Origin of the sequence: Cognatilysobacter lacus, from assembly GCF_008274655.1 — a bacterium.
Taxonomy (GTDB): Bacteria; Pseudomonadota; Gammaproteobacteria; order Xanthomonadales; family Xanthomonadaceae; genus Cognatilysobacter; species Cognatilysobacter lacus.
This window is the reverse complement of record NZ_VTRV01000022.1, coordinates 1-25,418: the sequence shown is the minus strand read 5'-3', so window position 1 is coordinate 25,418 and position 25,418 is coordinate 1. Positions and strand designations below refer to the sequence as shown.

21 protein-coding genes, 1 pseudogene and 1 riboswitch are annotated in these 25,418 nt (G+C 68.0%); of the genes and pseudogenes, 9 read left to right on the top strand and 13 right to left on the bottom strand.

Going from position 1 to position 25,418, the window contains the following annotated elements; genetic code table 11:
• The 7 genes from FW784_RS03465 to FW784_RS03435 form a co-directional block, all read right to left on the bottom strand.
• The coding region (locus FW784_RS03465) for an aspartate aminotransferase family protein (RefSeq protein WP_149351973.1) at window positions 1–926 on the bottom strand (926 nt) is incomplete at its 3' end.
• Window positions 927–1,346 carry a VOC family protein gene (locus tag FW784_RS03460; protein WP_149351972.1) on the bottom strand — a complete coding sequence of 140 codons (420 nt, stop codon included), beginning with the start codon at window positions 1,344–1,346 and terminating at the stop codon, window positions 927–929.
• Entirely contained in the window at window positions 1,343–2,167 is an 825-nt protein-coding gene (locus FW784_RS03455) for an SDR family oxidoreductase (RefSeq protein WP_149351971.1), read from the bottom strand. Before FW784_RS03455 ends, FW784_RS03460 begins: the two co-directional genes overlap by 4 nt.
• A gap of 193 nt (window positions 2,168–2,360) precedes the next feature.
• The gene (locus FW784_RS03450) at window positions 2,361–3,035 is read right to left on the bottom strand and encodes a protein kinase family protein (RefSeq protein WP_149351970.1); all 675 of its coding nucleotides are present in this window, start codon (window positions 3,033–3,035) and stop codon (window positions 2,361–2,363) included.
• 21 nt (window positions 3,036–3,056) lie between these two features.
• Entirely contained in the window at window positions 3,057–4,457 is a 1,401-nt protein-coding gene (mpl, locus tag FW784_RS03445) for a UDP-N-acetylmuramate:L-alanyl-gamma-D-glutamyl-meso-diaminopimelate ligase (RefSeq protein ID WP_149351969.1), read from the bottom strand.
• A 40-nt stretch (window positions 4,458–4,497) separates the two neighbouring features.
• The gene (locus tag FW784_RS03440) at window positions 4,498–4,878 is read right to left on the bottom strand and encodes a lysozyme inhibitor LprI family protein (RefSeq protein WP_149351968.1); all 381 of its coding nucleotides are present in this window, start codon (window positions 4,876–4,878) and stop codon (window positions 4,498–4,500) included.
• Window positions 4,879–4,903: 25 nt separating this feature from the next.
• Window positions 4,904–5,482 (bottom strand): adenylate kinase, encoded by a 579-nt coding sequence (locus tag FW784_RS03435; protein ID WP_149351967.1) that lies wholly within the window; start codon window positions 5,480–5,482, stop codon window positions 4,904–4,906.
• A gap of 117 nt (window positions 5,483–5,599) precedes the next feature.
• On the opposite strand from FW784_RS03435, the gene FW784_RS03430 reads away from it, so the two are divergent.
• Together FW784_RS03430 and FW784_RS03425 are read left to right on the top strand one after the other, a co-directional pair.
• Window positions 5,600–6,856: a 6-phosphofructokinase gene (locus tag FW784_RS03430; RefSeq protein ID WP_149351966.1), complete on the top strand. Its 1,257-nt coding sequence runs from the start codon at window positions 5,600–5,602 to the stop codon at window positions 6,854–6,856.
• Between the two features lie 68 nt (window positions 6,857–6,924).
• Window positions 6,925–7,755, top strand: coding sequence for a hypothetical protein (locus FW784_RS03425; RefSeq protein ID WP_149351965.1), 831 nt, complete (start codon window positions 6,925–6,927; stop codon window positions 7,753–7,755).
• Between the two features lie 143 nt (window positions 7,756–7,898).
• Here FW784_RS03425 and FW784_RS03420 read toward each other — a convergent pair whose 3' ends face one another.
• The gene (locus FW784_RS03420) at window positions 7,899–8,390 is read right to left on the bottom strand and encodes a hypothetical protein (RefSeq protein ID WP_149351964.1); all 492 of its coding nucleotides are present in this window, start codon (window positions 8,388–8,390) and stop codon (window positions 7,899–7,901) included.
• 209 nt (window positions 8,391–8,599) lie between these two features.
• Here FW784_RS03420 and FW784_RS03415 point away from each other — a divergent pair, with 209 nt between their 5' ends.
• The 3 genes from FW784_RS03415 to ppa all read left to right on the top strand — a co-directional run bounded on the left by FW784_RS03415 (window position 8,600) and on the right by ppa (window position 13,134).
• A complete protein-coding gene (locus FW784_RS03415) occupies window positions 8,600–10,663 on the top strand; it encodes a sodium-translocating pyrophosphatase (protein ID WP_149351963.1) in 2,064 nt (687 codons plus the stop codon).
• Window positions 10,664–10,807: 144 nt separating this feature from the next.
• On the top strand, window positions 10,808–12,448 hold the full coding sequence (locus FW784_RS03410) for a mechanosensitive ion channel (protein WP_149351962.1): 1,641 nt from the start codon (window positions 10,808–10,810) through the stop codon (window positions 12,446–12,448).
• A 137-nt stretch (window positions 12,449–12,585) separates the two neighbouring features.
• Window positions 12,586–13,134, top strand: coding sequence for an inorganic diphosphatase (gene ppa, locus FW784_RS03405; protein WP_149351961.1), 549 nt, complete (start codon window positions 12,586–12,588; stop codon window positions 13,132–13,134).
• A gap of 58 nt (window positions 13,135–13,192) precedes the next feature.
• On the opposite strand, the gene FW784_RS03400 is transcribed toward ppa, so the two are convergent.
• From FW784_RS03400 to thiC, 3 genes are read right to left on the bottom strand one after another with little or no spacing between them, the layout of a single operon-like run.
• Complete coding sequence (locus FW784_RS03400; RefSeq protein ID WP_149351960.1) at window positions 13,193–14,149, bottom strand: aspartyl/asparaginyl beta-hydroxylase domain-containing protein; 957 nt, start codon at window positions 14,147–14,149, stop codon at window positions 13,193–13,195.
• Window positions 14,146–15,069 (bottom strand): sulfotransferase family protein, encoded by a 924-nt coding sequence (locus tag FW784_RS03395; RefSeq protein WP_235893556.1) that lies wholly within the window; start codon window positions 15,067–15,069, stop codon window positions 14,146–14,148. The genes FW784_RS03400 and FW784_RS03395 overlap by 4 nt, the downstream gene beginning before the upstream one ends.
• 2 nt (window positions 15,070–15,071) lie before the next feature.
• Complete coding sequence (gene thiC, locus FW784_RS03390) at window positions 15,072–16,946, bottom strand: phosphomethylpyrimidine synthase ThiC (RefSeq protein ID WP_149351958.1); 1,875 nt, start codon at window positions 16,944–16,946, stop codon at window positions 15,072–15,074.
• A gap of 90 nt (window positions 16,947–17,036) precedes the next feature.
• A riboswitch (TPP riboswitch) is annotated at window positions 17,037–17,131 on the bottom strand.
• 47 nt (window positions 17,132–17,178) lie between these two features.
• Here thiC and FW784_RS03385 point away from each other — a divergent pair.
• The 4 genes from FW784_RS03385 (at window position 17,179) to FW784_RS03370 (ending at window position 21,913) form a co-directional block, all read left to right on the top strand.
• Window positions 17,179–18,162, top strand: a complete 984-nt coding sequence (locus FW784_RS03385; RefSeq protein WP_149351957.1) for a homoserine kinase — start codon at window positions 17,179–17,181, stop codon at window positions 18,160–18,162.
• 61 nt (window positions 18,163–18,223) lie between these two features.
• On the top strand, window positions 18,224–18,601 hold the full coding sequence (locus FW784_RS03380; RefSeq protein ID WP_149351956.1) for a DUF805 domain-containing protein: 378 nt from the start codon (window positions 18,224–18,226) through the stop codon (window positions 18,599–18,601).
• On the top strand, window positions 18,588–20,843 hold the full coding sequence (locus tag FW784_RS03375) for an FAD-binding protein (protein WP_149351955.1): 2,256 nt from the start codon (window positions 18,588–18,590) through the stop codon (window positions 20,841–20,843). Before FW784_RS03380 ends, FW784_RS03375 begins: the two co-directional genes overlap by 14 nt.
• Complete coding sequence (locus tag FW784_RS03370) at window positions 20,840–21,913, top strand: hypothetical protein (protein ID WP_149351954.1); 1,074 nt, start codon at window positions 20,840–20,842, stop codon at window positions 21,911–21,913. Before FW784_RS03375 ends, FW784_RS03370 begins: the two co-directional genes overlap by 4 nt.
• A 46-nt stretch (window positions 21,914–21,959) precedes the next feature.
• Here FW784_RS03370 and FW784_RS03365 read toward each other — a convergent pair whose 3' ends face one another.
• Together FW784_RS03365 and FW784_RS14245 are read right to left on the bottom strand one after the other, a co-directional pair.
• Window positions 21,960–25,163 (bottom strand): efflux RND transporter permease subunit, encoded by a 3,204-nt coding sequence (locus FW784_RS03365; RefSeq protein ID WP_149351953.1) that lies wholly within the window; start codon window positions 25,161–25,163, stop codon window positions 21,960–21,962.
• Between the two features lie 39 nt (window positions 25,164–25,202).
• A pseudogene (locus FW784_RS14245) lies at window positions 25,203–25,418 on the bottom strand (efflux RND transporter periplasmic adaptor subunit); the annotation flags it as partial.

Sequence of the window (25,418 nt, the reverse complement as noted above, 5' to 3'; positions counted from 1 at the left end):
AGCAGCGCCGGTGACGACAGCTCGCCGAGCGCGGCGAGTGCGACCGCCGCCGCCAGGGGATTCCCGCCGAACGTGGTGCCGTGCGCACCGAACTGCAGCGTGGACGCCGCCGCCGGGCCGGCGAGCATCGCGCCGATCGGAAAGCCGCTGCCGAGCGCCTTGGCGAGCGTCACCACGTCGGGGCGCACGTCGACGCCCTGCCACGCAAACAGGGAACCGGTGCGCGACATCCCGCACTGGATCTCGTCGAACATCAGCAGCGCGCCGTGGCGGTCGCAGAGGTCGCGCAAACCGGCGAGGAATGCGTGCGTCGCCGGTGTGACGCCGCCCTCGCCCTGCACCGGTTCGACCAGCACCGCACACACATCGCCCGCTGCCATCGCGTGTTCGGCGGCAGCCAGGTCGTTGAACGGCGCATAGCGGAAACCCGCCGGCAACGGCTCGAAGCCCTCGTGGTATTTCGGCTGCGCGGTGGCGGTGACGGTTGCCAGCGTGCGGCCGTGGAAGCTGCCTTCGAAGGTCAGGATCACGCGGCGCTCGGGCGGCCGTCCCTGCGCGGTGGCGTATTTGCGTGCGAGCTTGATCGCCGCTTCGTTGGCTTCGGCGCCCGAGTTGCACAGGAACACGCGCTCGGCGAATCCCGATGCTTCGACGAGCGCCTCCGCAAGCCGCATCGGCGGCTCCGAGACGAACACGTTGCTCGTGTGCCAGAGCTTGGCGGCCTGCGCGGTGAGCGCTTCGATGAGCACCGGCGGCGCGTGGCCGAGCGCGTTGACGGCGATGCCGGCGCCGAAGTCCACGTACTCGCGCCCGTCGCGATCCCACACGCGCGCGCCACGGCCGTGGTCGAGCACGATGCGGCGCGGCCGGTACACGGGAACGTAGTAGCGCTCGGAAAGCGCGAACAGCGAATCAGAGTCGGACACTCACCATTCCCCCGTGTTTGCCATCGACGCCCAGGGCTCGCGCGGCGACAGCGGCGCGCCGTGCTGCAGCAGCTCCACCGAGATCAGGTCAGGCGAGCGCACGAACGCCATGTGGCCATCACGCGGCGGCCGGTTGATCGTGTAGCCCATCGACTGCAGCCGCTCGCAGCTTGCGTAGATGTCGTCGACCGCGAAGGCGAGGTGGCCGAAATTCCGCGCCGTGCCGTAGTCCTCCGCGTCGTAGTTCCAGGTCAGCTCGACTTCGGATTCCGGGTTCGCCGGCGCGCCGAGGTAGACCAGCGTGAAGCGGCCCTGTGGATAGTCTCGACGCCGGTTCTCCACCAGGCCTAGGCCGTCGCACCAGAAGCGCAGCGAAGCGTCGAGGTCGCGAACGCGAACCATCGCGTGCAGGTATTTCATGCGTCGGGCTCCAGGAACAGGTCGGGTAGCAGGGGACGCGAAGGATCGACGGCGTAGTGCGAGAAATCGGTGACGCCGGTTTCGCGCAGCACGTCCTCGTCGATGAAGAAGCGACCCGTGCCTTCGCTTGCCGCGCGGGTCAGGATCGCGTGCGCGGCGTCGGCGACGATTTCGGGGCGGCGGCACTGCGCGGCGTCGACACCCGGGATCATCTTGATTGCGTCGGTGGCGATGATGGTGCGTGGCCACAGCGCATCGATCGCGATGCCGTGCGCCGCGAACTCGGCAGCCAGCCCGAGCGTGACGTGGCTCATGCCCATCTTCGCGAGCGTGTACGCCGTATGGGGCGCCCACCATTTCGGATCGAGGCTCGGCGGCGGCGCGAGCGTGAGCACATGCGGGTTCGGCGCCTGCAGGAGCCACGGCAGGCAGGCCTGTGTGACCAGGAACGTGCCGCGCGAGTTGACCTGCTGCATCAGGTCGAAGCGCTTCATCGGTGTGTCGAGGGTGCCGCGCAGCCAGATCGCGCTGGCGTTGTTCACGAGGATGTCGATGCCACCGAACGTGTCGGCCGTCGCGGCCACTGCTGCGCGGACGTCGTCCTCCTCGCGGATATCGCAGCGCAGCGCGAGCGGCGTGCCTCCGGCGAGCGCGACGTCTTCGGCCACGCTGTGGATGGTGCCCGGCAGTTTGGGATTGGCGACGCCCGACTTCGCGACGATCGCGACGTTGGCGCCGTCACGCGCCACGCGCAACGCAATGGCGCGGCCGATGCCGCGGGAGGCGCCGGTGATGAAGACGGTCTTGCCGGACAGTGCCATGGTCGGTTGCAGGTGGTGCGGGTTCGCTAGCGTAGCCGGTGCCGGCGCGTCGTTCGTTCGGGACGCTTCACGGCCGGATGCCGGCGGAGGTCCGGAGAGCCCCCGACCGCACGGCGGTGCACATGATTCGCGGCGCGTCGCGCAGCGCTTTTGCTTGATCCGTCGGCGGCGCACTGGCCGCCACCCACGCGGCTCAGGGCTTCGGCCCCTGCCCCTCGTTGTCTTCCCAATGCAGGACGCGACGCGTGATGAAACGGTAGGCGTGCTTGCCGGTTGCGAACCACAGCTGCCGCACCCAGGACCGCCGCTTCAGCACCCGCCGCTCCACGGGCGTGAGTGCTTCCGGGCAGTACGTGCGCTTGTGCTTGAGCAGATGGCGCAGGTCCTCGCGCGCGAGCAACCGCATCCACGGCGAGCGCGCATTGCCGCGGCTGGCGAGCTGGAAGTCGATCACCGCGGGCGAGCCGTCGTCGAGCACCAGCCAGTTCGCTTCCTTCGCGAGGTCGTTGTGCGCGAGGCCGCGGCGATGCAGCCGCTGCAGCAGGCGCCGCGCCGCGCGGAAATAGGCGAGCTCGCCATGCGGCGGGCGCTGGTACATGGCCGCGCCGCTCATGTAGCTGCGATCCAGCCGACGGCCGTCCCAACGCAGCAGTTGCGGCACCGCGTCCAGGCCGTGGACGGCCTTCAGGCCCAGCGCCTCGCGCCGCGCCAGCCACCACGCAGGCAACCGCAGCCACAACGGAACGTGCACGAGATCGCGCCTCACGAACAGGCCGTCGCCGTCACGCATGAGCGCGATGCGTCCGAAGCTGTCCGCCTTGAGCGCGCTGACCTCGACGGCCGCGTTGGCGTCCGGAACCGATCTCATCGCCGTGCCTGCCGCGCGACCTCAGCCGCCCGCCGGCAACACGCCCTTGGTGTCCAGCAACTCGACAAACCGGCGCGGTGCGCCGTCGAAGCCGCCATTGGACATGAAGACCACATGGTCGCCGGGATGCACGCGATTGCGGAGCTCGGTCAGCATCGCGTCGACGTCGGAAACCGCAAGGGCGTCGCCACGGATCGCTTCGATGACTTTCGTCGCGTCCCATGACAATTCCGGGCGAGCCAGGAAGACCACGATGTCGGCCTGCGCCAGCGACGGCGCCAACGCTTCGGCGTGCGCGCCCAGCCGCATCGAGTTGCTGCGCGGCTCCATCGCGACCGCGATGCGCGCGTCGCCGACCCGGCTACGCAGGCCTTCGAGCGTCGTCTCGATCGCCGTCGGGTGGTGCGCGAAGTCGTCGTACACGGCCACGTCGCCGACATCGCCGACGATTTCCATGCGCCGCTTCACACTCTTGAAGCCCTTCAACGACGGGATGACCTTCGCCGGCTCGACGCCGACCGCGTTCGCCGCCGCAAGCGCCGCGAGCCCGTTCAGCACGTTGTGGCGACCCAGCAACGACCACTTCACCTCGCCAACCTCGTTGCCGCCGTACAGCACGACGAAGCGCGAGCCATCGGGTTCGACCAGCCGCGCCGTCCAGTCGAACGGCGTCTCGTTGACGTCGGCATCGGCAAGGCCGAAGGTCTCGACCGGCGTCCAGCAACCCATCTCCAGCACTTCGGCGATGCGTGCATCGGCGCCGTTGACGATCAACCGGCCGCGACGCGGCACCGTGCGCACCAGATGGTGGAACTGGCGCTGGATCGCGGCGACGTCGGGGAAAATGTCCGCGTGGTCGAACTCGAGGTTGTTGAGGATCGCCACCGTCGGCCGGTAGTGCACGAACTTGCTGCGCTTGTCGAAGAACGCGGTGTCGTATTCGTCCGCCTCGACCACGAATTCGTCGCCACTTCCGAGCCGCGCGGACACGCCGAAGTTCTCCGCCACGCCGCCGATCAGGAAGCCCGGATCGCGGCGGGCCGCTTCAAGCAGGTACGCCAGGATCGAGGTCGTCGTCGTCTTGCCATGCGTTCCGGCCACCGCGATCGTCTCGCGACCGGGCAGCACGTTCTCGGCGAGCCATTGCGCGCCGGAGGTGTAGTCCATCTGCGTGTCGAGCACGTGCTCGACTGCCTCGTTGCCGCGCGAGAGCGCGTTGCCGATCACCACCTGGTCGCAGTCGGCGTCGATCCATTCGGCCGAATAGCCATGGCCGAGGTTGATGCCCATCTGTTCGAGCTGGGTCGACATCGGCGGGTAGATCGCCTGATCGCTGCCCTGCACGTCGTGGCCGAGCTCGCGCGCGAGCGCCGCGACGCCACCCATGAACGTTCCCGCGATGCCGAGGATGTGGAGCTTCATTGGGAATCCGGAATTCGGTTCCCGGCGATGCGGGAACGGGTCAAGGCGAGGACAGGCGGCTGTTTCGGCAACCCGAACTCACGCATTCGCGAACGCGGTCCTGCAGGAAACGCGTGCGCTCGATGGTGGTGCGCGTGGCGCAACGGAGGTCGACGTAGAACCCGTCGCCCTTGCGCATCGAGCACTGTTCGTTGCGCTGGCGCATCCACGCCAGCTGCCCCTGCCTGAGCGCGGTGTGGCCAGCGCTGTCGAGCTTGCCACCGAGCGCCTTGAAGGCCGCGTTGAGATCGGTGTCGGCCTGCTGGTACACCTTGTTGAGGCAATACAGGCCGTCGAAATCGTTGTTGACACGGTCGCAGGCGGAGTTGGCGAATGCCGCGCCGGACACGGCGATCAGCGCGAGGGCGATGAGGGCTTTCACGGGGCTTCCTTGCAGGGCTGGGGGATCAACCGACTTCCTTGACTGGCGCGATCGTCTCGAGGATGCGATTGAAGACGTCGTCGAGCGAACCGACGCCGTCGACGACCTTGAGCTGGCCGTGCTGTCGGTAGTAGTCGACAACTGGAGAGGTCGAGTCGTTGTAGATCTGCAGGCGCTTGCGCACCGATTCCGGGCTGTCGTCGGCGCGGCCCTCGGCCTTGGCCCGGCCGGCGATGCGTTCGACGAGCAGTTCCGTCGGCACGTCGAGGCAGACGGCATGGTCCATCGGCTGGCCCATGCGCTCGAGAAGCGTGCCCATGGCGTCGGCCTGCGCGAGGTTGCGCGGGTAGCCGTCGAGGATGAAGCCGTTGCGGGTGTCCGGCCGCGAGAAGCGGTCTTCGAGCATGCCCAGCAGGATCGCGTCGCTGACGAGCTCGCCCCGCGCCATGATCTCCTTGGCTTCGATCCCGAGTGGGCTGCCGGCGGCCACTTCGGCACGCAGCAGGTCGCCGGTCGAGATGTGCGGTACCTGCAAATGGTCCCGGAGCCGCGCGGCCTGCGTGCCCTTGCCCGAGCCCGGGGCTCCCAGAAGTACCAATCGCATTCGTCGCTCCTGCTGCACGGAAAACCGGCACGTTGGCGGGCGCTGCATGCCCGGCGCCGCCGTTGCCGTCATGATGTCGGCAGCTTACCGCATACCGTCCCGAATCCTGGAATCCCCATGGCCGCCGCAACCCTGCTCTACGCCCAGTCGGGCGGCGTCACCGCCGTCATCAACGCGACCGCCGCTGCCGTCATCGAGACCGGCCGGCGCCACGGCCTGCGCGTGCTGGCCGCGCGCGACGGCATCCTCGGCGTGCTCCGCGAGGAGCTGATCGACACGACCCCGCTGCCGGCCTCCACGGTGACGGCCCTCGGGCGCACGCCGGGCGGCGCATTCGGCTCTTGCCGTTACAAACTAGGCTCGCTCGACGCCGATCGTGCGAAGTACCAGCGGCTGATCGACGTGTTCCGGGCGCACGACGTGCGCTACTTCCTCTACAACGGCGGCAACGACTCGGCCGACACCGCGCTCAAGGTGTCGCGGCTGGCCGCGGAGTTCGACTACCCGCTCGCGTGCATCGGCGTTCCCAAGACGGTCGACAATGACCTTGCCGTGACGGACACCTGCCCCGGCTTCGGCTCGGCGGCGAAGTACACGGCGGTGTCGGTACGCGAGGCCGCGCTCGACGTGGCCGCGATGGCGTCGACATCGACCAAGGTGTTCGTCTACGAGGCGATGGGCCGACACGCCGGCTGGCTCGCGGCTGCGGCCGGGCTGGCGGGCCGCACGGCCGACGACGCGCCGCACGTGATCCTCTTCCCCGAGCGCGCATTCGACGAGCCTGCGTTCCTCGCGAAGGTGCGCGAGGTAGTCGAGCGCGTCGGGCACTGCGTGGTCGTCGCGAGCGAAGGCATCCGCGCCGCGGACGGCACGTTCGTCGCCGATGCCGGCGGCGGCAAGGACGCCTTCGGCCACAGCCAGCTGGGCGGCGTTGCGCCGCTGCTCGCGGCGCGGGTCAAGGATTCGCTCGGCTACAAGGTGCACTGGACGGTGCCGGACTACCTGCAGCGCTCGGCCCGACACCTGGCTTCGGAAACCGATCTGGAGCAGGCCGTTGCGGTCGGGCGGGCGGCCGTCGACTACGCCGTCAAGGGCCGCAATGCGGTGATGCCGGTGATCGTGCGCACCAGGGATCGCCCGTACCGTTGGAAGATCGAACCCGCGCCGCTCGAAGACATCGCCAACCACGAACGCACGATGCCGGATGACTTCATCCGCGAGGACGGCTACGGCATCACCGATGCAGCGCGCCGTTACCTGGAGCCGCTGATTCGCGGGGAGGCACCACCGAAGTACGGGCGTGATGGGCTGCCGAAGTACGTGAGGATCCCGCTCCCGTGCATCGAGAAACGCTTGCCCGCGTTCGAGGCGTGACCGGCTGCGCATTCGTCTACTCTGCGCGTGAGGTGCGCTGGGGAGCGCGCCCTTACAGGGAGGCGTATATGAAAAAGACTTTAGTGATGGCCGCGACGTTGGCCGCTGCGGGCTCGGCCCACGCCAGGGACCAGGTGATCAAACTGGGCGCCGACGACGCTGCACAACTCCAGGGAAGGTCGGTGGCGGTGACGTCGCATGAGCGTCCGAGCTTCGTCGCGATGACGGCAGGCAAGGCGTCATTCGGCTTGTTCGGCGCGGCTGCGATGGTCGGCGCCGGCAACAAGCTGGTCGACGAAAACCATGTGGAGGACCCGGCCATCCTCGTGCGGGAACAGCTCGCCACGGCGTTGTCGAGTGCCTTCGGCGCCAGGCTCGCGCCGGCCGACACGCAGCCGACAAAGGCGCAGAAGCCCAGGGACCTCGCCGCACTGCATCCGGAATCGGACTACGTGCTCGACGTGCGATCGGGTGGGTGGAACTTCGCCTACTACCCGACCAAGTGGGCGACCTACTGGGTGGGCTATAGCGTGCAGGTGCAGCTGATCGATGCGAAGACAGGGCGGCAGGTAGCCAATGCCGCCTGCAACGCGAACACCCGCGAAAACGTGAACCCGCCCAGCAACGATGAGCTTGTCTCGAACGGCGCGCAGCTGCTGAAGGACGTAACCGCAGGCCTCGGCTGGACGTGCGTGCAGCTTCTCGCACGCGAGGAGTTCAACATGCCGGCTGACAGGGTCGCGGCGACGCCGGTGGCGCTCGTCGATCCGCTCGCCGCGCGAAAGCAGCCGACGACGACCCTGCCTGCGGCGGCCCCCTCGGCGAACGCCGCGGGCGGAACTGGCGCCACGCCCGCTCCGGACGCTCCTGGTACGGCCGCCACGTCAGCTGGCGGCTGAGCGCACCTGGGGCGGACACGGAAAACGGGCCGTCGGGCCCGTTTTCTTTTGCACACCCTGAGCGAACTACAAACGCCCGGGTCTCAAAGGTCTCGTGGTTGACCCGGGCTAGAACGGGCCGACGCGACGCATCCCCACTCCGATCACCCGCAAGGCTTGCCCTCAAGTGCCACCTTCGCCGTGTACGCGGCCGGTGCGCTCTGTGATGCGTTGTGCGCATCCTTCAGATAGATCCGTGCGCGGCCCTGTGCGTCGAGCTGCGGCGCCGAGGCGGTCGTGGGCTTGCGCCAGACCTCCACCACCGCCTGCAGGCCCGGGCAATCCTTCGACGGCACGCGGATGAGGTCGTTGAGCTTCCAGCCCTTCGCTTCGGAGGGCTGCGCTTTCGACGGGTCCAACAGCCGCGCGCGCGCCTGGCAACTCGGACTGCTGCGCACCGGCTGGAACCGGTACGGCGACGCCGCGTTGCCGGTGAACGTGCCTTCGAGCCACGCGCACGCTTCCGGAATGCCGCGCACCAGATGCGTCACGCCGTTGGCCTGCGGCGTTCCGACGGCGCGTTCGATTTCCGGCGTCGCGGCAAGCGACGCGGTCGTGGTGAGGGCAAGAGCGAAAAGGAATACGGCAGGTCGCATGGGCTGAAGCTCCGATCAGGACGCGGCGAGACTCGCATGCAGGCGCTGAACCCGGGGTTCACCGGGTATCGGAGGCCTCGCAGTCGATCTCGCAGCGCAGCATCGCCGGCGTTAACGCGTGTGCCATAGTCCGGCGGTCCGCGCGGCAGCGCCGCCGACGCTTCAAAACACGGTTTTCCGATGTCCAACTTCGTTTGGGGGAGGGGTTCATGCTGGAGCAACACGGGTTGACGCTGGCGGTGGTCTGCGCCGTCATAGCGATCCTTTACGGGATCATCTCGGCGCGCTGGATCACTGCACAGCCCGCCGGAAATGCGCGGATGCAGGAGATCGCGGGTGCGATCCAGGAAGGCGCGCGCGCCTACCTCAACCGCCAGTACACGACGATCGCGATCGCCGGCGTCGTGCTGCTGCTGCTGATCGGCTTCTTCCTAAACTGGCCGACCGCAATCGGCTTCCTGGTCGGCGCGGTGCTCTCGGGCGCGGCCGGCTACATCGGCATGAACGTTTCGGTGCGCGCCAACGTGCGCACCGCCGAAGCGGCGCGTCGCGGCATCGGCCCGGCGATGAACGTCGCGTTCCGCGGCGGCGCGATCACCGGCATGCTCGTCGTCGGCCTCGGGCTCCTTGGCGTCGCCGGCTACTTCGCGATCCTGCATCTGCACATGGGCTACAGCGAGCACGATTCGCTGCACGCGCTCGTCGGCCTCGCGTTCGGCAGCTCGCTGATCTCGATCTTCGCGCGACTGGGCGGCGGCATCTTCACCAAGGGCGCCGACGTCGGCGCCGACCTGGTGGGCAAGGTCGAAGCCGGGATCCCCGAGGACGACCCGCGTAACCCCGCCGTCATCGCCGACAACGTGGGCGACAACGTCGGCGACTGCGCCGGCATGGCGGCCGACCTGTTCGAGACCTACGCGGTCACCATCATCGCGACGATGCTGCTGGGCGGGCTGGTCGCCGCAGAAGCCGGCCGCAATGCGGTGCTGTATCCGCTGGTGCTCGGTGGCGTGTCGATCATCGCCTCGATCCTCGGCACGTTCGTGGTCAAGGTGAAGGAAGGCGGCTCGATCATGGGCGCGCTGTATCGCGGCGTCATCGTCTCGGCGGTGCTCGCGGCGATCGCGTTCTTCTTCGTGACGCAGCAGATGATGAGCGACTCCAAGTACGGCGCGATGAGCCTGTATTACTGCGCATTGATCGGCCTGGCGCTCACGGGCGCGATCGTCTGGATCACCGAGTACTACACCGGCACGCAATACGGCCCGGTGCGGCACGTCGCGCAGTCATCGACCACCGGCCACGGCACCAACATCATCGCGGGCCTCGGCGTGTCGATGAAGTCCACGGCGATGCCGGTGATCGCGGTGTGCGCCGCGATCTGGGGCGCGTTCCATTTCGGTGGCCTGTACGGCATCGCGATCGCGGCGACCGCGATGCTGTCGATGGCCGGCATGATCGTGGCGCTCGACGCCTATGGCCCGATCACCGACAACGCCGGCGGCATCGCCGAGATGTCGGACCTGCCGCCCGAGGTACGCAACGTCACCGATCCGCTCGACGCGGTCGGCAACACGACCAAGGCGGTGACCAAGGGCTATGCGATCGGCTCGGCCGCGCTCGCCGCGCTCGTGCTGTTCGCGGACTACACGCACAACCTCGACGTGGCCAACCTCGCGCGCGCGGCGAAGACGGGCATAGCGGCAGTGCCGATGACGTTCGACCTCTCCGACCACTACGTGATCATCGGCCTGCTGATCGGCGGTCTCATCCCCTACCTGTTCGGCGCGATGGCGATGGAAGCGGTCGGGCGCGCCGCCGGCGCGGTGGTGGAGGAAGTGCGTCGGCAGTTCCGCGACATCCCCGGCATCATGGAAGGCACCGGAAAGCCGCAGTACGACCGCGCTGTCGACATGCTGACGAAGTCGGCGATCAAGGAAATGATCATCCCCTCGCTGCTGCCGGTGGCGGTACCGATCGTGGTCGGCCTGGTGCTGGGTCCAAAGGCGCTGGGCGGCCTGCTGATCGGCACGATCGTGACCGGCATCTTCGTGGCGATCTCGATGACCACGGGCGGCGGTGCGTGGGACAACGCGAAGAAGTACATCGAGGACGGCCACTTCGGCGGTAAAGGTTCCGAAGCGCACAAGGCCGCGGTGACCGGCGACACCGTTGGTGATCCCTACAAGGACACTGCGGGCCCCGCGATCAACCCGCTGATCAAGATCATCAACATCGTCGCGCTTCTGCTGGTGCCGCTGCTGGGCCAGTAATCATTCGGACGTGCTCGACCCGAAGGGCGGCCATGGCCGCCCTTCTTCGTTTGCGATGCTGTTCCACGACGTGATCTTGATGCATGCGGCGCTACGGTCAGCGGCTGACGTCGCGGCCCGCGGCGCGCAGATGGAGATCCGACCGTGCCCGAGCGTCCTTGGCAAGACTCGCTGCAAAACTCGCTCGGCGTGTACCTGCCGAGCATCCTCGGTGGCGTGGCGATCCTGCTGGTCGGCTGGATCATCGCGCTGATCGCCGCCAATGCCACGCGCCGCGCGCTGGCGTCGATCGGCACCAACCAGCGCCTCGGTGCGCATACGCAGACCAGCGTCGACTTCCAGGACATCGCCGGGCGCGTGGTGTTCTGGGTGATCATGCTGCTGGCACTGCTGGGCATGTTCAGCGTGTTGCAGGTGCAGGGCGTGTCCGGCCCGCTCAGCACGCTCGCCACGTCGGTCATGGTGTTCCTGCCGCGGCTGCTGCTCGCGGTCGGGCTCGCCGTGGTTGCATGGCTGGTCGCGACCGTCGTGCGCACGCTGGTCAATCGCACGCTCTCGAAGACGCGGATGGACGAGCGGCTGGCGCAAGGCGCGGACCTGAAGCCGATCTCGCAGTCGATGGGCAACGTGGCGTACTGGCTGGTGCTGCTGCTGTTCCTGCCCGCCATCGTCGGTGCGCTGCAGATCGAAGGCCTGATGACGCCGCTCACCGGCATGACGTCAAGCCTGCTGGGCATGCTGCCGAACATCTTCGCGGCCGTGATCATCGGCGGCGTCGGCTGGCTGATCGCCAAGGCGGTGCGCGGGCTGGTCAGCAACCTGCTGGCAGCCACGGGCATCGACCGCTGGAGCGAGCGGCACCCCGATACGCGCGGCCTGAAACTGTCCGACCTCGGCGGCACGCTCGCGTTCGTGATGGTGATCGTGCCGGCACTGATCGCCGCGCTCGACGCGCTCAGGATCACCGCGATCTCCGCCCCGCTGACGCGGATGCTGTCGATCTTCTTCGACGCGATCCCGAACCTGCTGGCGGCCGCGGCGATCCTGATCCTTGCGTGGTTCATCGGCCGCTTCGTGGCAAGCCTGGTCGAGCGCCTGCTGTCCGACCTCGGCTTCGACCGGCTGCCGTCGCGGCTCGGCCTCGGCCACGCCTTCCGCGATCCCGACGTGGTGCCACCCTCCGAACGCACCGGCTCGGACGCGTTGATGGCGACCACCACCCTCGAGCGCGCGGCCGAATCGCAGGGCGCGTTCCAACCCGTCGACGCGATGGCGCAACCGCCGGTTGGCGTGACCACCACCGCTGCATCGGCTGACGTGCGCAGCGGCGGCACGCTGTCGGCGTTCGCCGGCAAGCTCGCGCTGTTCTTCGTGATGTTGTTCGCCACCGTCGAGGCGGCCTCGCTGCTCGGCTTCGCCGGGATCAATGCGCTGCTGCAGCAGTTCATCGACTTCGGCGCAGCCGTGCTGCTGGGCCTCGTCATCCTCGGCGTCGGCTGGTGGCTGGCGGACGTCGCCGGTCGCGCGGTCGAGCGGGCGAACCCGCAGAGCCGCGGCCTCGCGCGGCTGGCCCGGTTCTCGATCCTGGGCCTGGTCACCGCGATGGGCCTGCGCGCAATGGGTGTCGCCGACGACATCGTCAACCTTGCCTTCGGGTTGGTGCTGGGTGCAATCGCGGTTGCGGTCGCGCTCGCCTTCGGGCTCGGCGGTCGCGACGCCGCCGGCAAGGTCACGCAGCGTTGGGCGGATGAGTACCTGCGCCGGCGCCCGCCGAGCGAGCCCTGACAGCGGCGCTGGCGGATGGAGCTTCCTCGTCGACTCCATCCGCCAGCCAAAGGCCGTTGCTGCAGCGCAACACGCGGGCCTATAGAATCCGCACCCCGCGCCCGCCGACCGGCGGGCGCCCGTTATCTGGAGCAGTCATGGGCCTGGGCCACGTTTCCACCGGACGGAATCCGCCGGACGAGATCAACGTCATCATCGAGATCCCGAAGGATTCCGAGCCGGTGAAGTACGAGGTGGACAAGGAGTCGGGCGCGATCTTCGTCGACCGCATCCTCTCCACCCCGATGCGCTACCCGTGCAACTACGGCTACGTCCCCGACACCGTCTGCGGCGACGGCGATCCGGCCGACGTGCTGGTCATCCTGCCGCTGCCGCTGATTCCCGGCTCCGTGATCCGCTGCCGCCCCGTCGGCGTACTCAAGATGTCGGACGAGGCCGGCTCGGACGAGAAGATCCTCGCGGTGCCGATCGACAAGGTGTTCAACGGCTACTCGCACATCCAGGACATCCACCAGGTGTCGCCGCACTGGTGCGAGCGCATCGGCCATTTCTTCGAGCACTACAAGGATCTAGAGAAGGGCAAGTGGGTGAAGCTCGACGGCTGGGGCGATGCAGAGGAGGCACGCAGGATCCTGCGCGAAGCGATGAGCAGTTACGAGGGCGCGAGCGACAAGCCCAAGTACTGATGCCGCTATGCCGAGCAAAAGGAAGGCCGCCCCGGGGCGGCCTTTTCCTCATTGGTGATCACCCTGCCGGCGCGCCAGCAGAACGCAGGTCGCCAGCGGCATACCTCGCGATCAGCGTCAGCATCGCCGAGTACCAGCTGATCTCATTCGTCAGCACGACACCGTGCGCCAGTGGGCGGGCCTCGACGACGAACGCGCGCAGGGCGGGCTGGTAATGCGGACGAGCGCCAATGGAGTCACCGTGCGCAAACCACAGCCCGCGCCACGTGTTGATGAATCGGCCCACGGCAACTTTGAGGCGCGCCAGCGCGGGGTGAGTCACCGTATCCTCGAAGAGCAGCTGAAAGTACCCGGCCATCTCCCACGGACTCATGACCGTCGGTACGTTGACCCGTTCGCAAAGGATCGTCGGCATCGCGGCGGAAGGCGCGACCAGCTGCGATGCCCATCCGTGAACAACCTGCCCCACCGGCCGGCCGGCGGCCACGAGATCCCAAAAACGACCGCCGCCAACCGTGTCGACAACGAGGTGGATGCGATCCTGATTGGCGTCGTTGATCACGCGATGCTGTCGCCAGGTGTCGAAGATCCAGCACTCGCCTGCCGCCATGTTGATGGCGTCGCCGCCACACTCGAAACGCACTGTCGGCTGGGTGACGATCGGAACGTGCACGCGAACCCGCTCGGCCCAGTAATAGCCCTGGTCAACGTGGCGGGTCACCTCGGCCTGTCCTGACAGGCGCATCAGTCGGCTGCGCCCTACCGTTGCCCGCAGGCTGGCGAAAACCTGCAGCATGTAGGGACACGCCCGGAGCGCCGGCGTGGGTGCCATGATGCCTTCGAACGCCTCGTTCGCCGGGTCCCCGCCGACCGATACCAGCGGCAACATCGAATTGCCCGCGAAGCCCTGCGGGTGCGGACGCCACGGCGCTTCGCCGAGTCGAGCCACCTCCGCTTCGAGTCGCGCGGCGTCCACGTGCAGCGGAAGCTGGATGAAAGGCGCGGCGAGCTTCATTGCGAGGCTCCGAGTTGTGTCGACGGATTGTCAGGCGCGGGGGTAGCGAAGAACCGCTCGACGCGATCGATCGTCCCGGTGATGAGGGGCAGCACCCGCTCCAGTTCGGCTTCGTGGCGACGCCATTTGTCAGGATCAGGCGGCGTCAGCGTGTAGCGCGAAAGCGGAAGCTGTTGCACCGGCAGGTCCCATCCCAGCCCGGCGAAGGCACAGACGCGCTCCAGTTCCGCGCGCGACGATTCCAGCAACGTGTCGTAGCGCACCCGGGCAACAGGGACGTCGGTGGGCAACCCATCGAGGTCGTCGAGCAGTATGTCCATCGTCGTCGCCCACTGACACGCAACGATTTCTTCGAGCGTGCGGCCCACGAGGTCGCGCCAGCCGGGCACCAGCAGCAAAGACCAGGGCAGTCCGCGCCAACCAGGCAACTGCGGATACGTGCGGAATCGTCCCGAGCGCCAGGCGTCGATCATGCTGGCCAACACATCGCGCGGCTTGCGGTACAGCACGACGAAATGCGCATCGGGAAACACCGCACGCAGGAAAGGCACTCTCAGGCTGTTCTTGGGCGTCTTTTCCAGCAGCCGGACCGGCCACGCCGACGGCGGGCGTCCCTCGCGGTCGCGCAATGCGGCCAACAGGTTGTCGCGCAGTGCCTGCACGGTTGCTGGGTCGGCGTTGGCCTCGGTCAGCCGATTTGAATCGAAACCGTGCGAGGCCGGATGCAGCGCACGCAGGCTCTCGAACGCGCGGTGGCTCTCGCCTCCGATCGTGTAGAGCGCCGGGGCACGCGCCATGGCCTCGAACAGCATCGTCGAGCCCGAGCGCGGTGCGCTGAGCACGATGACCGGACGATCGAACGGATCAGCCGCGCCCTGCAGTGGCGCGCTTACACGGGTAGCAGAGAACGCATCGCCCATCTTCACGCCTTCCGATAGACCTCGGCACCCAACGCACGGAACTCGGCCGACTTCTCCGCCATGCCCTTCTCGATGTCGATGAGCGACTCCGGGTGTTCCTTGGCGTAGTCGCGCACGTCCTGCGTGATCTTCATCGAGCAGAAATGCGGGCCGCACATCGAGCAGAAGTGCGCGCTCTTGTGCGCGTCCTTCGGCAGCGTTTCGTCGTGGTACTCGCGGGCGCGTTCCGGATCGAGGCCGAGGTTGAACTGGTCTTCCCAGCGGAACTCGAAGCGCGCCTTGCTCATCGCGTTGTCGCGCGCCTGCGCGCCAGGGTGGCCCTTGGCGAGGTCGGCGGCATGCGCTGCGATCTTGTAGGCCATCAGGCCTTCGCGCACGTCCTGCTTGTTCGGCAGGCCGAGGTGCTCCTTGGGCGTGACGTAGCAGAGCATCGCGGTGCCGAACCAGCCGATCATCGCGGCACCGATCGCCGACGTGATGTGGTCGTAGCCGGGCGCGATGTCGGTGGTCAGCGGCCCGAGCGTGTAGAACGGCGCCTCGCCGCACTCGGCGAGCTGCTTGTCCATGTTCTCCTTGATCATGTGCATCGGCACGTGGCCGGGACCTTCAATCATGGTCTGCACGTCGTGCTTCCACGCGATCTTGGTGAGCTCGCCGAGCGTTTCGAGTTCGCCGAACTGCGCGGCATCGTTGGCATCAGCAATCGAGCCCGGCCGCAGGCCGTCGCCGAGCGAGAAGGCGACGTCGTACGCCTTCATGATTTCGCAGATGTCCTCGAAATGCGTGTAGAGGAAGTTTTCCTTGTGGTGCGCGAGGCACCACTTCGCCATGATCGAACCGCCTCGCGAAACGATGCCGGTCACGCGACCGGCAGTCAGCGGCACGTAGCGCAGCAGCACGCCGGCGTGGATGGTGAAGTAGTCGACGCCCTGCTCCGCCTGTTCGATCAGCGTGTCGCGGAATATCTCCCAGTTGAGCTCTTCCGCGCGGCCGTCGACCTTCTCCAGCGCCTGGTAGATCGGCACCGTGCCGATCGGCACCGGCGAATTGCGGATGATCCACTCGCGCGTCTCGTGGATGTGCTTGCCAGTGGACAGGTCCATCACCGTGTCGGCGCCCCAGCGCATCGACCAGACGAGCTTCTCCACTTCCTCGGCAATGCCCGACGACACCGCGCTGTTGCCGATGTTCGCGTTGACCTTGGTCAGGAAGTTGCGGCCGATGATCATCGGCTCGCTTTCGGGATGATTGATGTTGTTGGGGATGATCGCGCGGCCGCGGGCGACTTCGTCGCGCACGAACTCGGGCGTGATGATCTTCTGGATGCTCGCGCCGAAGTTCTCACCCGGATGCTGGCGCAGCAGGTGCGCCTCGCGGATCGATTCGATGCGCTGGTTCTCGCGGATCGCGATGAACTCCATCTCGGGCGTAACGATGCCCTTGCGTGCGTAGTGCATCTGGGTGACGTTCGCGCCACCGATCGCCCGGCGCGGCAGCACGCGATTGCCGAAGCGGATGTGCGCTAGCTTCGCATCGTGTTCGCGCGCGCGGCCGAATTCCGACGTCAGGCCATGCAGCGCTTCGGTGTCGCCGCGCTCTTCGATCCACCGCGCGCGCAGCGGCGCCAGCCCGGTCGACAGGTCGATCGTCGCGGTCTCGTCGGTGTACGGGCCAGTGCAGTCGTAGACGGCGAGCGCCGCGTTCTCCTCGCCGCCGAAGAGCGTCGGGGTGCGTGCGAGCGCGATTTCGCGCATCGGCACGCGGATGTCGGGGCGCGAGCCTTCGACGTGGATCTTGCGCGAGCCCGGAATGGGTCGAACGACGTCGGCCGAAAGCTTTTCGGCCTGCTGGAGGAGTTCGGTGGCGACTGCGTTCATCGGTTCGTCCGCTGCATGCGCCCCGCGCGGCGGGGCAGAGTCCGGACGCGTTGTCCGGCATGGGTCACTGAGCGGGCGGCGCGCGGACGCAGGGCGGCCGGCGAAGCTTCCCTACGGCGGTCTCAACCGCGTCAGGTTCGAAGGGACTCTCTCAACCGGACTGGCCGGTACCCCCGCTTCTCGCGGCATTTGACCACGGGCGCACCCGAGGGACCAGCGGCCGTGCCCGATAATGCGGGCTCGACCCGCCGGAGGCGCGATGTCCCCATCCACTGACCGCTGCGAGGCCACCGCCACCGCGCCCGCCGGCGTCGGCAACATCGGCGTGGGCTTCGACCTGCTTGGTCACACGATTTTCGGCCTGCAGGACCGTGCCACGGTGCGCCGTGTCGATGCGCCCGGCGTGCGGATCCTCGCGGTGCGCGGCGACGGCGACGCGGTCGCGCGCATCCCGCTGGATCCGGCGCGCAATACCGCCGGGCTCGCCGTGCGTGCGCTGGTGACGGGCCTCGGGCTCGGCAACGGCTTCGAGATCGAACTGGACAAGGGCATTCCGATCGGCGCCGGCCTCGGGGGCTCGGCGGCGTCCTGCGTCGCCGCGCTGGTTGCCGCGAACGCGCTGCTCGACGCCCCCTTGGCCCGCGAAGCGCTGTACCCGTACGCCATCGAGGGGGAATTCGCGTCTAGCCAGAGCCGGCAGGGCGACAACGTCGGCCCGATGCTGCTCGGCGGCATCACGCTGGCCACGCTCACGCGCCTGCTGCCGCTGCCGGTGCCGGATTGGCTGCATTGCGTCGTCGTGCATCCGGACCAGGTGCTGGAAACGCAGCGCTCCCGCGAGGTGCTGAAGGACCCGTATCCGTTGTCCACTGTCGTTCGCCATGGCGCGCATCTCGCGCTGTTCGTCACGGGGCTCGAACGCGGCGATGTCGAGCTGATCCGCGAGGGACTGCAGGACGTGCTGGCCGAGCCGCGACGCGCGGCGCTCGTTCCCGGCTTCGATGTGGTCAAGCATGCGGCGATGGCGCACGGCGCGATCGGTGCGAGCCTGTCCGGCGCGGGGCCAAGCGTGTTCGCCTGGTTCGCGTCGCGCGATGCCGCGGAGGCTGCGGCGCCTGCGATGCAGCAGGCATTCCGCGAGGCTGGCTTCGAGTCGCGCGCGTGGGTGTCGCCGGTGGCGGGGCCGCGCGCCGAACTCGTGTCGGCCGCGGGATAAGGCGCCCGGAGGATCGCGCCGGCTACCATGGCGCAGGCATTGGCGACGGGGAGGTCGCGCGATGACGAAGCATCTGACCGGCTGGACGCGCCGCGCCGGGCGTCTGCGCCGCCGCGACTTTCTTGCGAGGCTGACCGCCGCCACCCTCGTATTCGTCGTGCTGTTCGTGTTTCTCGAGCGCGTGGTCGGCTTCGACAGCACGCTCGCGTTGTATCCGCCGTACTTCGCCGTGCTCGCGTCCCTGTTCACCCGGCGACTGCACGACCAGGCGCGCTCGGCGTGGTGGCTGCTGGTGCCGATCATTCCTGTGCTGGGGCCGGTGGTCCTCGCCTGGCGCCTGCTCCTGACCCGCGGCACGCACGGCGCCAACCAGTACGGCGACGATCCGCGCCTGCGTGGCTACGACTACCTGCAGGTGGCGATCCATGAACCGGCCTGAATCGCCTGCCGGCCACGCCGGCATCCTCGTCAACGACGTCACGCGACTGAACCCCGTGCGCGTCTGGGCCGTCGCGACGCCGACGTCGACCGTCGAGGTCGTCGATGCGGTCCGTCGCAGCGAAGGCGCGATCTGCGTGGGCGGCGGCCACTTCAGCATGGGCGGCCAGACTGCGAGCCCGGATAGCCTGCATCTGGATATGCGGCGCATGAACCGCGTGCTGCGCTTCGACCCGCAGGCGCGCACGATCCGGGTGGAAGCCGGCATCCGCTGGTGCGACATCCAGCGCTTTGTCGACCCGCACGACCTGTCCGTTCGCATCATGCAGACCTACGCCAACTTCACCGTCGGCGGCTCGCTCAGCGTCAACGTGCACGGGCGCTACGTCGGGCTCGGCCCGCTGATCCTGTCGGTGCGGTCGATCCGGATCGTGCTGGCCGACGGCTCGATCGTCGATGCGAGCCCCGACCGGGAGGCCGAGCTGTTCTACGGCGCGATCGGCGGCTACGGCGGGCTCGGCGTGATCGTCGAGGCGGAGCTCTCGCTCGATGCCAACGTGCGCGTGGAGCGCACGCATGCCTGCATGCCGACATCGCGCTACGCCGATTGGTTTCGCGAACACGTGCGCAACGACCGCGAGACCGTCTTCCACAACGCCGACCTGTATCCCCCGCATTACCGTCGCGCCCGCGCAGTGACATGGCGGCGCACGCAGCGGGCGGCGACGGTCGCCGACCGGCTGCAACCGCTGCGCCGGCATTTCCCGCTGCACCGTTACTTCATGTGGGCGTTCACCGAGACGCGTGGCGGCAAGTTCCGACGCGAACGCCTGCTCGACCCGCTGCTGTATCTCTCGAAACCCGTGCACTGGCGCAACTACGAGGCCGGCTACGACGTGGCCGAACTCGAACCCGCGTCGCGTCGCAAATCGACGTACGTGCTGCAGGAATACTTCGTCCCGGTCGACCGGTTCGACGAGTTCGTGCCGCGCATGGCGGAGATCCTCGCGCGGCATCGGGTCAATGCGGTCAATGTGTCGGTGCGGCATGCATTCGCCGACCCCGGCTCGCTGATGGCCTGGGCGCGCGGGGAGACATTCGCGTTCGTGCTGTACCACAAGCAGCGCACGCGCGAGAACGCAAAGGCGCGTGTCTCGGTGTGGACGCGGGAGCTCATCGACGCCGCACTCGACTGTGGCGGCACCTACTACCTGCCCTACCAGCCGCACGCCACGCGCGAACAGTTCCACCGTGCCTACCCACGCGCGCAGGAAATGTTCGCCCTGAAGACACGGCTCGACCCGGACTTCCGCTGGCGCAACGTCCTGTGGGACACCTACTACGCGCCCCAACTCCACGAGGACCGCATGGACATCGCCACGCCCGCTTCGCCGCCCGGCGACTTCCATGCCGTGTACGGCGACACGCGCGGCAGCGATGCGTTCTACCGCTTCCTGCAGAACATCTACCGGCTCTATCCGGAGGATCGCTTCCACACACTCATCCGCGACACCGTGCGCGTGCACGCCGACGACGAATCCATCTACCGCGCGCTGCAGGCCAAGCTTCCGACGATCAAGCCCTTTCTTTCGGAGCTGACGCACGCGGTGCCTTCGCTGTCGAAGCAGAAGAAGGAGATGTCGCGGCAGATGCTGCAGCTGCTCGGCGATCGCCGCCGCTTCGACGGCCACATGGAAATCGGCAGCACCGGCCGCTATGCGAGCGACCTCCGCAAGCACGTGCAGTTGCGCGGTGACCTGGTGTTCCTGCACGACACGGCACCGACCTACTCGCCGGTCGACATCGTCGAGCGCGGCGGGCTACGCAGGATCGGCCGGTTCGTGCCGCTCGACGATTACGCACCGGTCGCGCGCGAGGCCGTTCCCGACGAAAGCCTCGACCTCGTCACCTGCCTGATCGGACTGCACCATATCCCGCTGGATCGGCTCGACACGTTCATCGCCTCCCTGCAGCGCGTCTTGCGCAAGGGCGGCGTGCTGATCCTGCGCGACCACGACGTCACCGACGCCGACACGAACGCGTTGGTGAGCCTGGCACACACGGTGTTCAACGCGGGCCTGGGCGTTTCGTGGGAAACGAACGCCAAGGAGTTGCGCCATTTCCGCACGATCGCCGACTGGGTCGCGATCCTCGGCCGCCATGGCTTCGAACCGATGGGCGACGGCGTCCTGCAGGCGCACGATCCGACGCTCAACACACTGCTGGCATTTCGACGCACGTGAGACGTCTCCTGCCCGCGGTGCTCACCGTCGCGCTGGCGGCGATGCTCTCGCAAAACGCCGCGTCCGCCGTGCCGCCGCGCACGATGGCTGCGACCGAGGCGCAGCCGGCATCGCTTGCGATCCCCGCGACCGAGCGCCGCACGGGCGACCAGACGTTCCTGACGTTCCCCGAGTGGTTCCTGGTCTTCAGTCCGGACGAATACGCGGACATGCTCGCGGCCGGACAGGCGCCGTGCCGGTTTCCCTACTTCGCGCACATCGCGCAGTTCTGGCACGCCTACGGACGCGTGAACGATGCGGTGCGCGGGCGCTGGGCGTTCAACGGCGAATACCACACGATGATCGTGGTCATCGGCGCCAGCACGACAGTCGAATACGCCATCAAGGGTGCGTATGAAACGCTGATCGGTCGGCTCGGCGAACTGGGCGCGCCGCCCCTGTCGACGCCGGAAGATCGTCTGGCGGCGCAGGAAGCGCGCGACTACGTCGACTTCATCCGCGTGCGGCCCTGGTACGAGTTCGATTTCATCGCGCCGCTCAAAGCGCTGTGGAAGGCACCCGCGACGGGGCCGCACCTGGTGCGCAAATGGGAGCGGCGCTACCTGCTGACGAGCGAATGGCTGATCAAGGCGGGTTACGCCGCGCTCATCGAGAAGGCGACCCACTCGGCGTTCGAAGTCGCGAAGCCGACCACGTCGACGCTGGTCGCCCACCTGCCTACGAACGCGCCGCAGCCGCTGCGGGCGGTGCGCCTCGTCGCGCGTTCGGGCGACACCGCGCGCGTGGAGATGCCGCGCTACCAGGCGTTCACACCGGCGGCCACGGCGCTTGCTCGCGCGGGCGGCTCCTTCGTCGAGATCGCGGGCAATCGCGGCGACGTGCTGGTCACCGTGGTCATGCCCGAAACATCGGCGGCGCCAAACGGCACGCGGCTGCTGTTTCGCCAGCCCATCCTGACCCGGCCGGGCTACGAGCGGCGTGCGCTGGTCACCCGCGTACACGACCTCGCGCGTCTGCTGGTCGCGCGCAACGCCGCGGGTGACGACGTCGAGCACGTGTTCGACTTCTGAGTCGAGCGCTCGTCCTGCGTGCAGGCTGACGACGTCACTGGCGCTGTCATGCCGGCGCCGCGACTGCGTCCGCGGCGTCGTCGGGCGACCGCTCGTCACCGGGCACCTTTACCCGGAACCAGGCCGCGTACAGCGCCGGCAGGAACAGCAGCGTCAGGAATGTCGCGACCAGCAACCCGCCCATGATCGCCACCGCCATCGGCCCGAAGAACGCGCTGCGCGACAACGGGATCATCGCGAGGATCGCCGCGAGCGCGGTCAGCACGATCGGGCGGAAGCGGCGCACCGTGGCTTCGACGATGGCGTCCCAGGCTTCGCGGCCGTCGAGCCGGTCCTGTTCGATCTGGTCCACCAGGATCACCGAGTTGCGCATGATCATGCCGGCCAGTGCGATGGTGCCCAACATCGCCACGAAGCCGAACGGCACGCGGAACACCAGCAGGAACAGCGTGACGCCGATCAGCCCGAGCGGCGCCGTCAGGAACACCATGACGCTGCGCGACACGCTGCGCAGCTGCAGCATCAGCAGCGTGAACACGACGAAGACGAACAGCGGCATGCCGGCCTTGATCGAATCCTGCCCGCGGGCGGAGTCTTCCACGGTACCGCCGACGTCGATCGCATAGCCGTCGGGCAACTGCGCGCGCAGCGCTGCGACCGCGGGCATCAATTGTTCGACGACGGTGGGCGGCGTCAGCGCGTCGCGGATGTCCGCGCGCACGGTGACGGTCGGCAAACGGTCGCGGTGCCAGATGATGCCGTCCTCGAACCCGTAGTCGAGCCGCGCGACCTGCGTGAGCGGTACTGCACGACCGTTCGACGTCGGGATCATCAGCGAGCCGAGTGCCCCAGGGTCGACGCGATCACGCGCCGCGCCGCGCACGTCGATGCCGATCAGCTCGTTGCCCTCCCGATAGGTGCCCACGTTGCTACCCGACAGCGCACCCGCGAGCGTCTGCGACAACTGCGATGAGGTCACGCCGAGCGCGCGTGCGCGCGTCTGGTCGATCACGAGGCGGACCACCTTGCTCGGCTCGTCCCAGTCGAGGTTGACGTTGGCGACGTGCGGATTGGCGAGCACCTTCTCGCGCACCTGCGCGGCAATTCGCCGCACGTCCTCGATGTGTTCGCCGGAAACCCGCAGCTGGATCGGATATCCGACCGGCGGGCCGTTCTCGAGCCGCGTGACGCGCAATTGCAGGTCGGGAAAGCGCGGGAAGACCTCGCGGATCAGCCACGTGCGCAACGCTTCCCGCGCGGCGATGTCCCTGGGCACCAGCACGAACTGCGCGAAGTTGGAGGCCGGCAGCTGCTGGTCGAGCGGTAGGTAAAAGCGCGGCGAGCCGGTGCCCACGTAGTCCACGTAGTTCGCCAGGTCCTTGCGGGTGGCGAGGATCGTCTCGAGCGCTTCGGCACGCGCCGCGGTCTGCTTCACCGAGCTGCCTTCGGCGAGCTCCATGTCGATCATCAGCTCGGGGCGAACCGAGTCCGGGAAGAACTGCTGCGGCACGAAACGGAACAGCAGGATCGACGCGACGAAAGCCGCCGCGGTGATCACGAGCACGGTCTTGCGGCGGCGCACGCACCACAGCACCCAGCCGCGGAACCGGCGGTAGAACGCGGTTCCGTACGGGTCATGGACATGCCCGTCGCCCGCCGCCGGCGGCGGGGCCAGCACGCGCGCGAACGCAGGGGAACGATCGGCCGCGCGCTGCCGCATCGCGTGCCAGCGCGCCGCGAGCGAACCGGGCTTCGGCGCGGCATGGCCGTGGTCGGGCAAGAGGCGATCGCCGAGGTACGGAATGAACACCACCGCCGCGAGCCAGGAAACCAGCAACGCGATCGTCACCACCTGGAACAGCGAGCGCGTGTATTCGCCGGTACTCGACTGTGCCATCGCGATCGGCAGGAAACCGGCGGCCGTGATCAGCGTGCCCGTCAGCATCGGGAATGCGGTCGATTCCCACGCGAACGCCGCGGCTTTCATGCGACTGAAACCCTGCTCCATCTTGATCGCCATCATTTCCACGGCAATGATCGCGTCGTCGACCAGCAGGCCCAGCGCGAGCACCAGCGCGCCCAGCGAAATCTTGTGCAGGCCGACGCCGAAGTACTGCATCACGGCGAACGTCATCGCGAGCACCAGCGGTATCGACAGCGCCACCACCAGGCCGGTGCGCAGGCCCAGCGAGAAGAAACTCACCAGCAGCACGATCGCCACGGCCTCGGCCAGCACGCGCACGAATTCGCCGACCGACTCCTCCACCGCGGCCGGCTGGTCCGACACCTTGCGCAACTCCATGCCCGCCGGCAGCGTCTTCTGCAGGCGATCGAACTCGGCCTGCAGTGTGCGGCCGAGCACCAGGATATCGCCGCCGTCCTTCATCGCCACGCCGATCCCGATCGCGTCCTCGCCCATGAAGCGCATGCGTGGCGCGGGCGGATCGCCGAAGCCGCGATGCACCGTCGCCACGTCCGCGAGCCGGAAGGTGCGGTCGCCCGCGCGCACCGGGAAGTCGCGGATCGCGTCGACCGATTCGAAGCGCCCGTCGACGCGCAACGCGATGCGGCTGGTCGGGGTCTCGAAGACACCGGACGGCGCCACGGCGTTCTGCGCGTTCAGTGCGTCGAACACCGCCTGTACCGGCACGCCGAGCGTGGCCAGCTTGGTGTTGTCGAGCTCGACCCACACCTTCTCGTCCTGCACGCCGAACAGTTCGATCTTGCCGACGTCCTTCTGCTTCTGCAGTTGCAGTTGCACGCGCTCGGCGTAGTGCTTGAGCACGGCGTAATCGAAACCCTTTCCGGTCAGCGCGTAGATGTTGCCGAACGTATCGCCGAACTCGTCGTTGAAATACGGGCCCTGCACGTCGCGCGGCAACGCGGGCTTGATGTCCCCCACCTTCTTGCGCACCTGGTACCAGAGCTGCGGGATTTCCTCCGACGGCATCGAGTCCTTGGCGACGAACATGACCTGCGATTCGCCCGGCCGCGAATACGAGCGGATGAACTCGTAGCGCCCGGTCTCCATCAGCTTCTTCTCTATGCGTTCGGTCACCTGCGAGGCGACCTCGTCGGCCGTCGCACCGGGCCACAGCGTGCGCACCACCATCACCTTGAAGGTGAAGCGCGGGTCCTCGCTGCGGCCGAGCCTTAGATACGCAAGCGCACCGGCGATCGCCAGCACCACCATCGCGTAGACGACGAGGCTGCGATGGCGCAGCGCCCATTCGGAAAGATTGAAGCGCATGGAGATGGCTCGACAGGGCCGACGCGTGCCGGCGTGGAATCAGGGGCTGACGGTGCGGTTGTCGCGGTCGACCGGCGAGACTTTCTGGCCGTCGCGCAGCAGGTGTCCGCCGGCGCTGACGATCCAGTCGCTCGCGCGGATACCCGCGAGCACGGGCACGGCGTCGGCGACGTATGCGCCGATGCGGACCGGTCGCAGGCGCGCGGTGCCGCTCGCGTCGACCACGAAGACCGCAGGGGCGCCGTGCGCATCGCG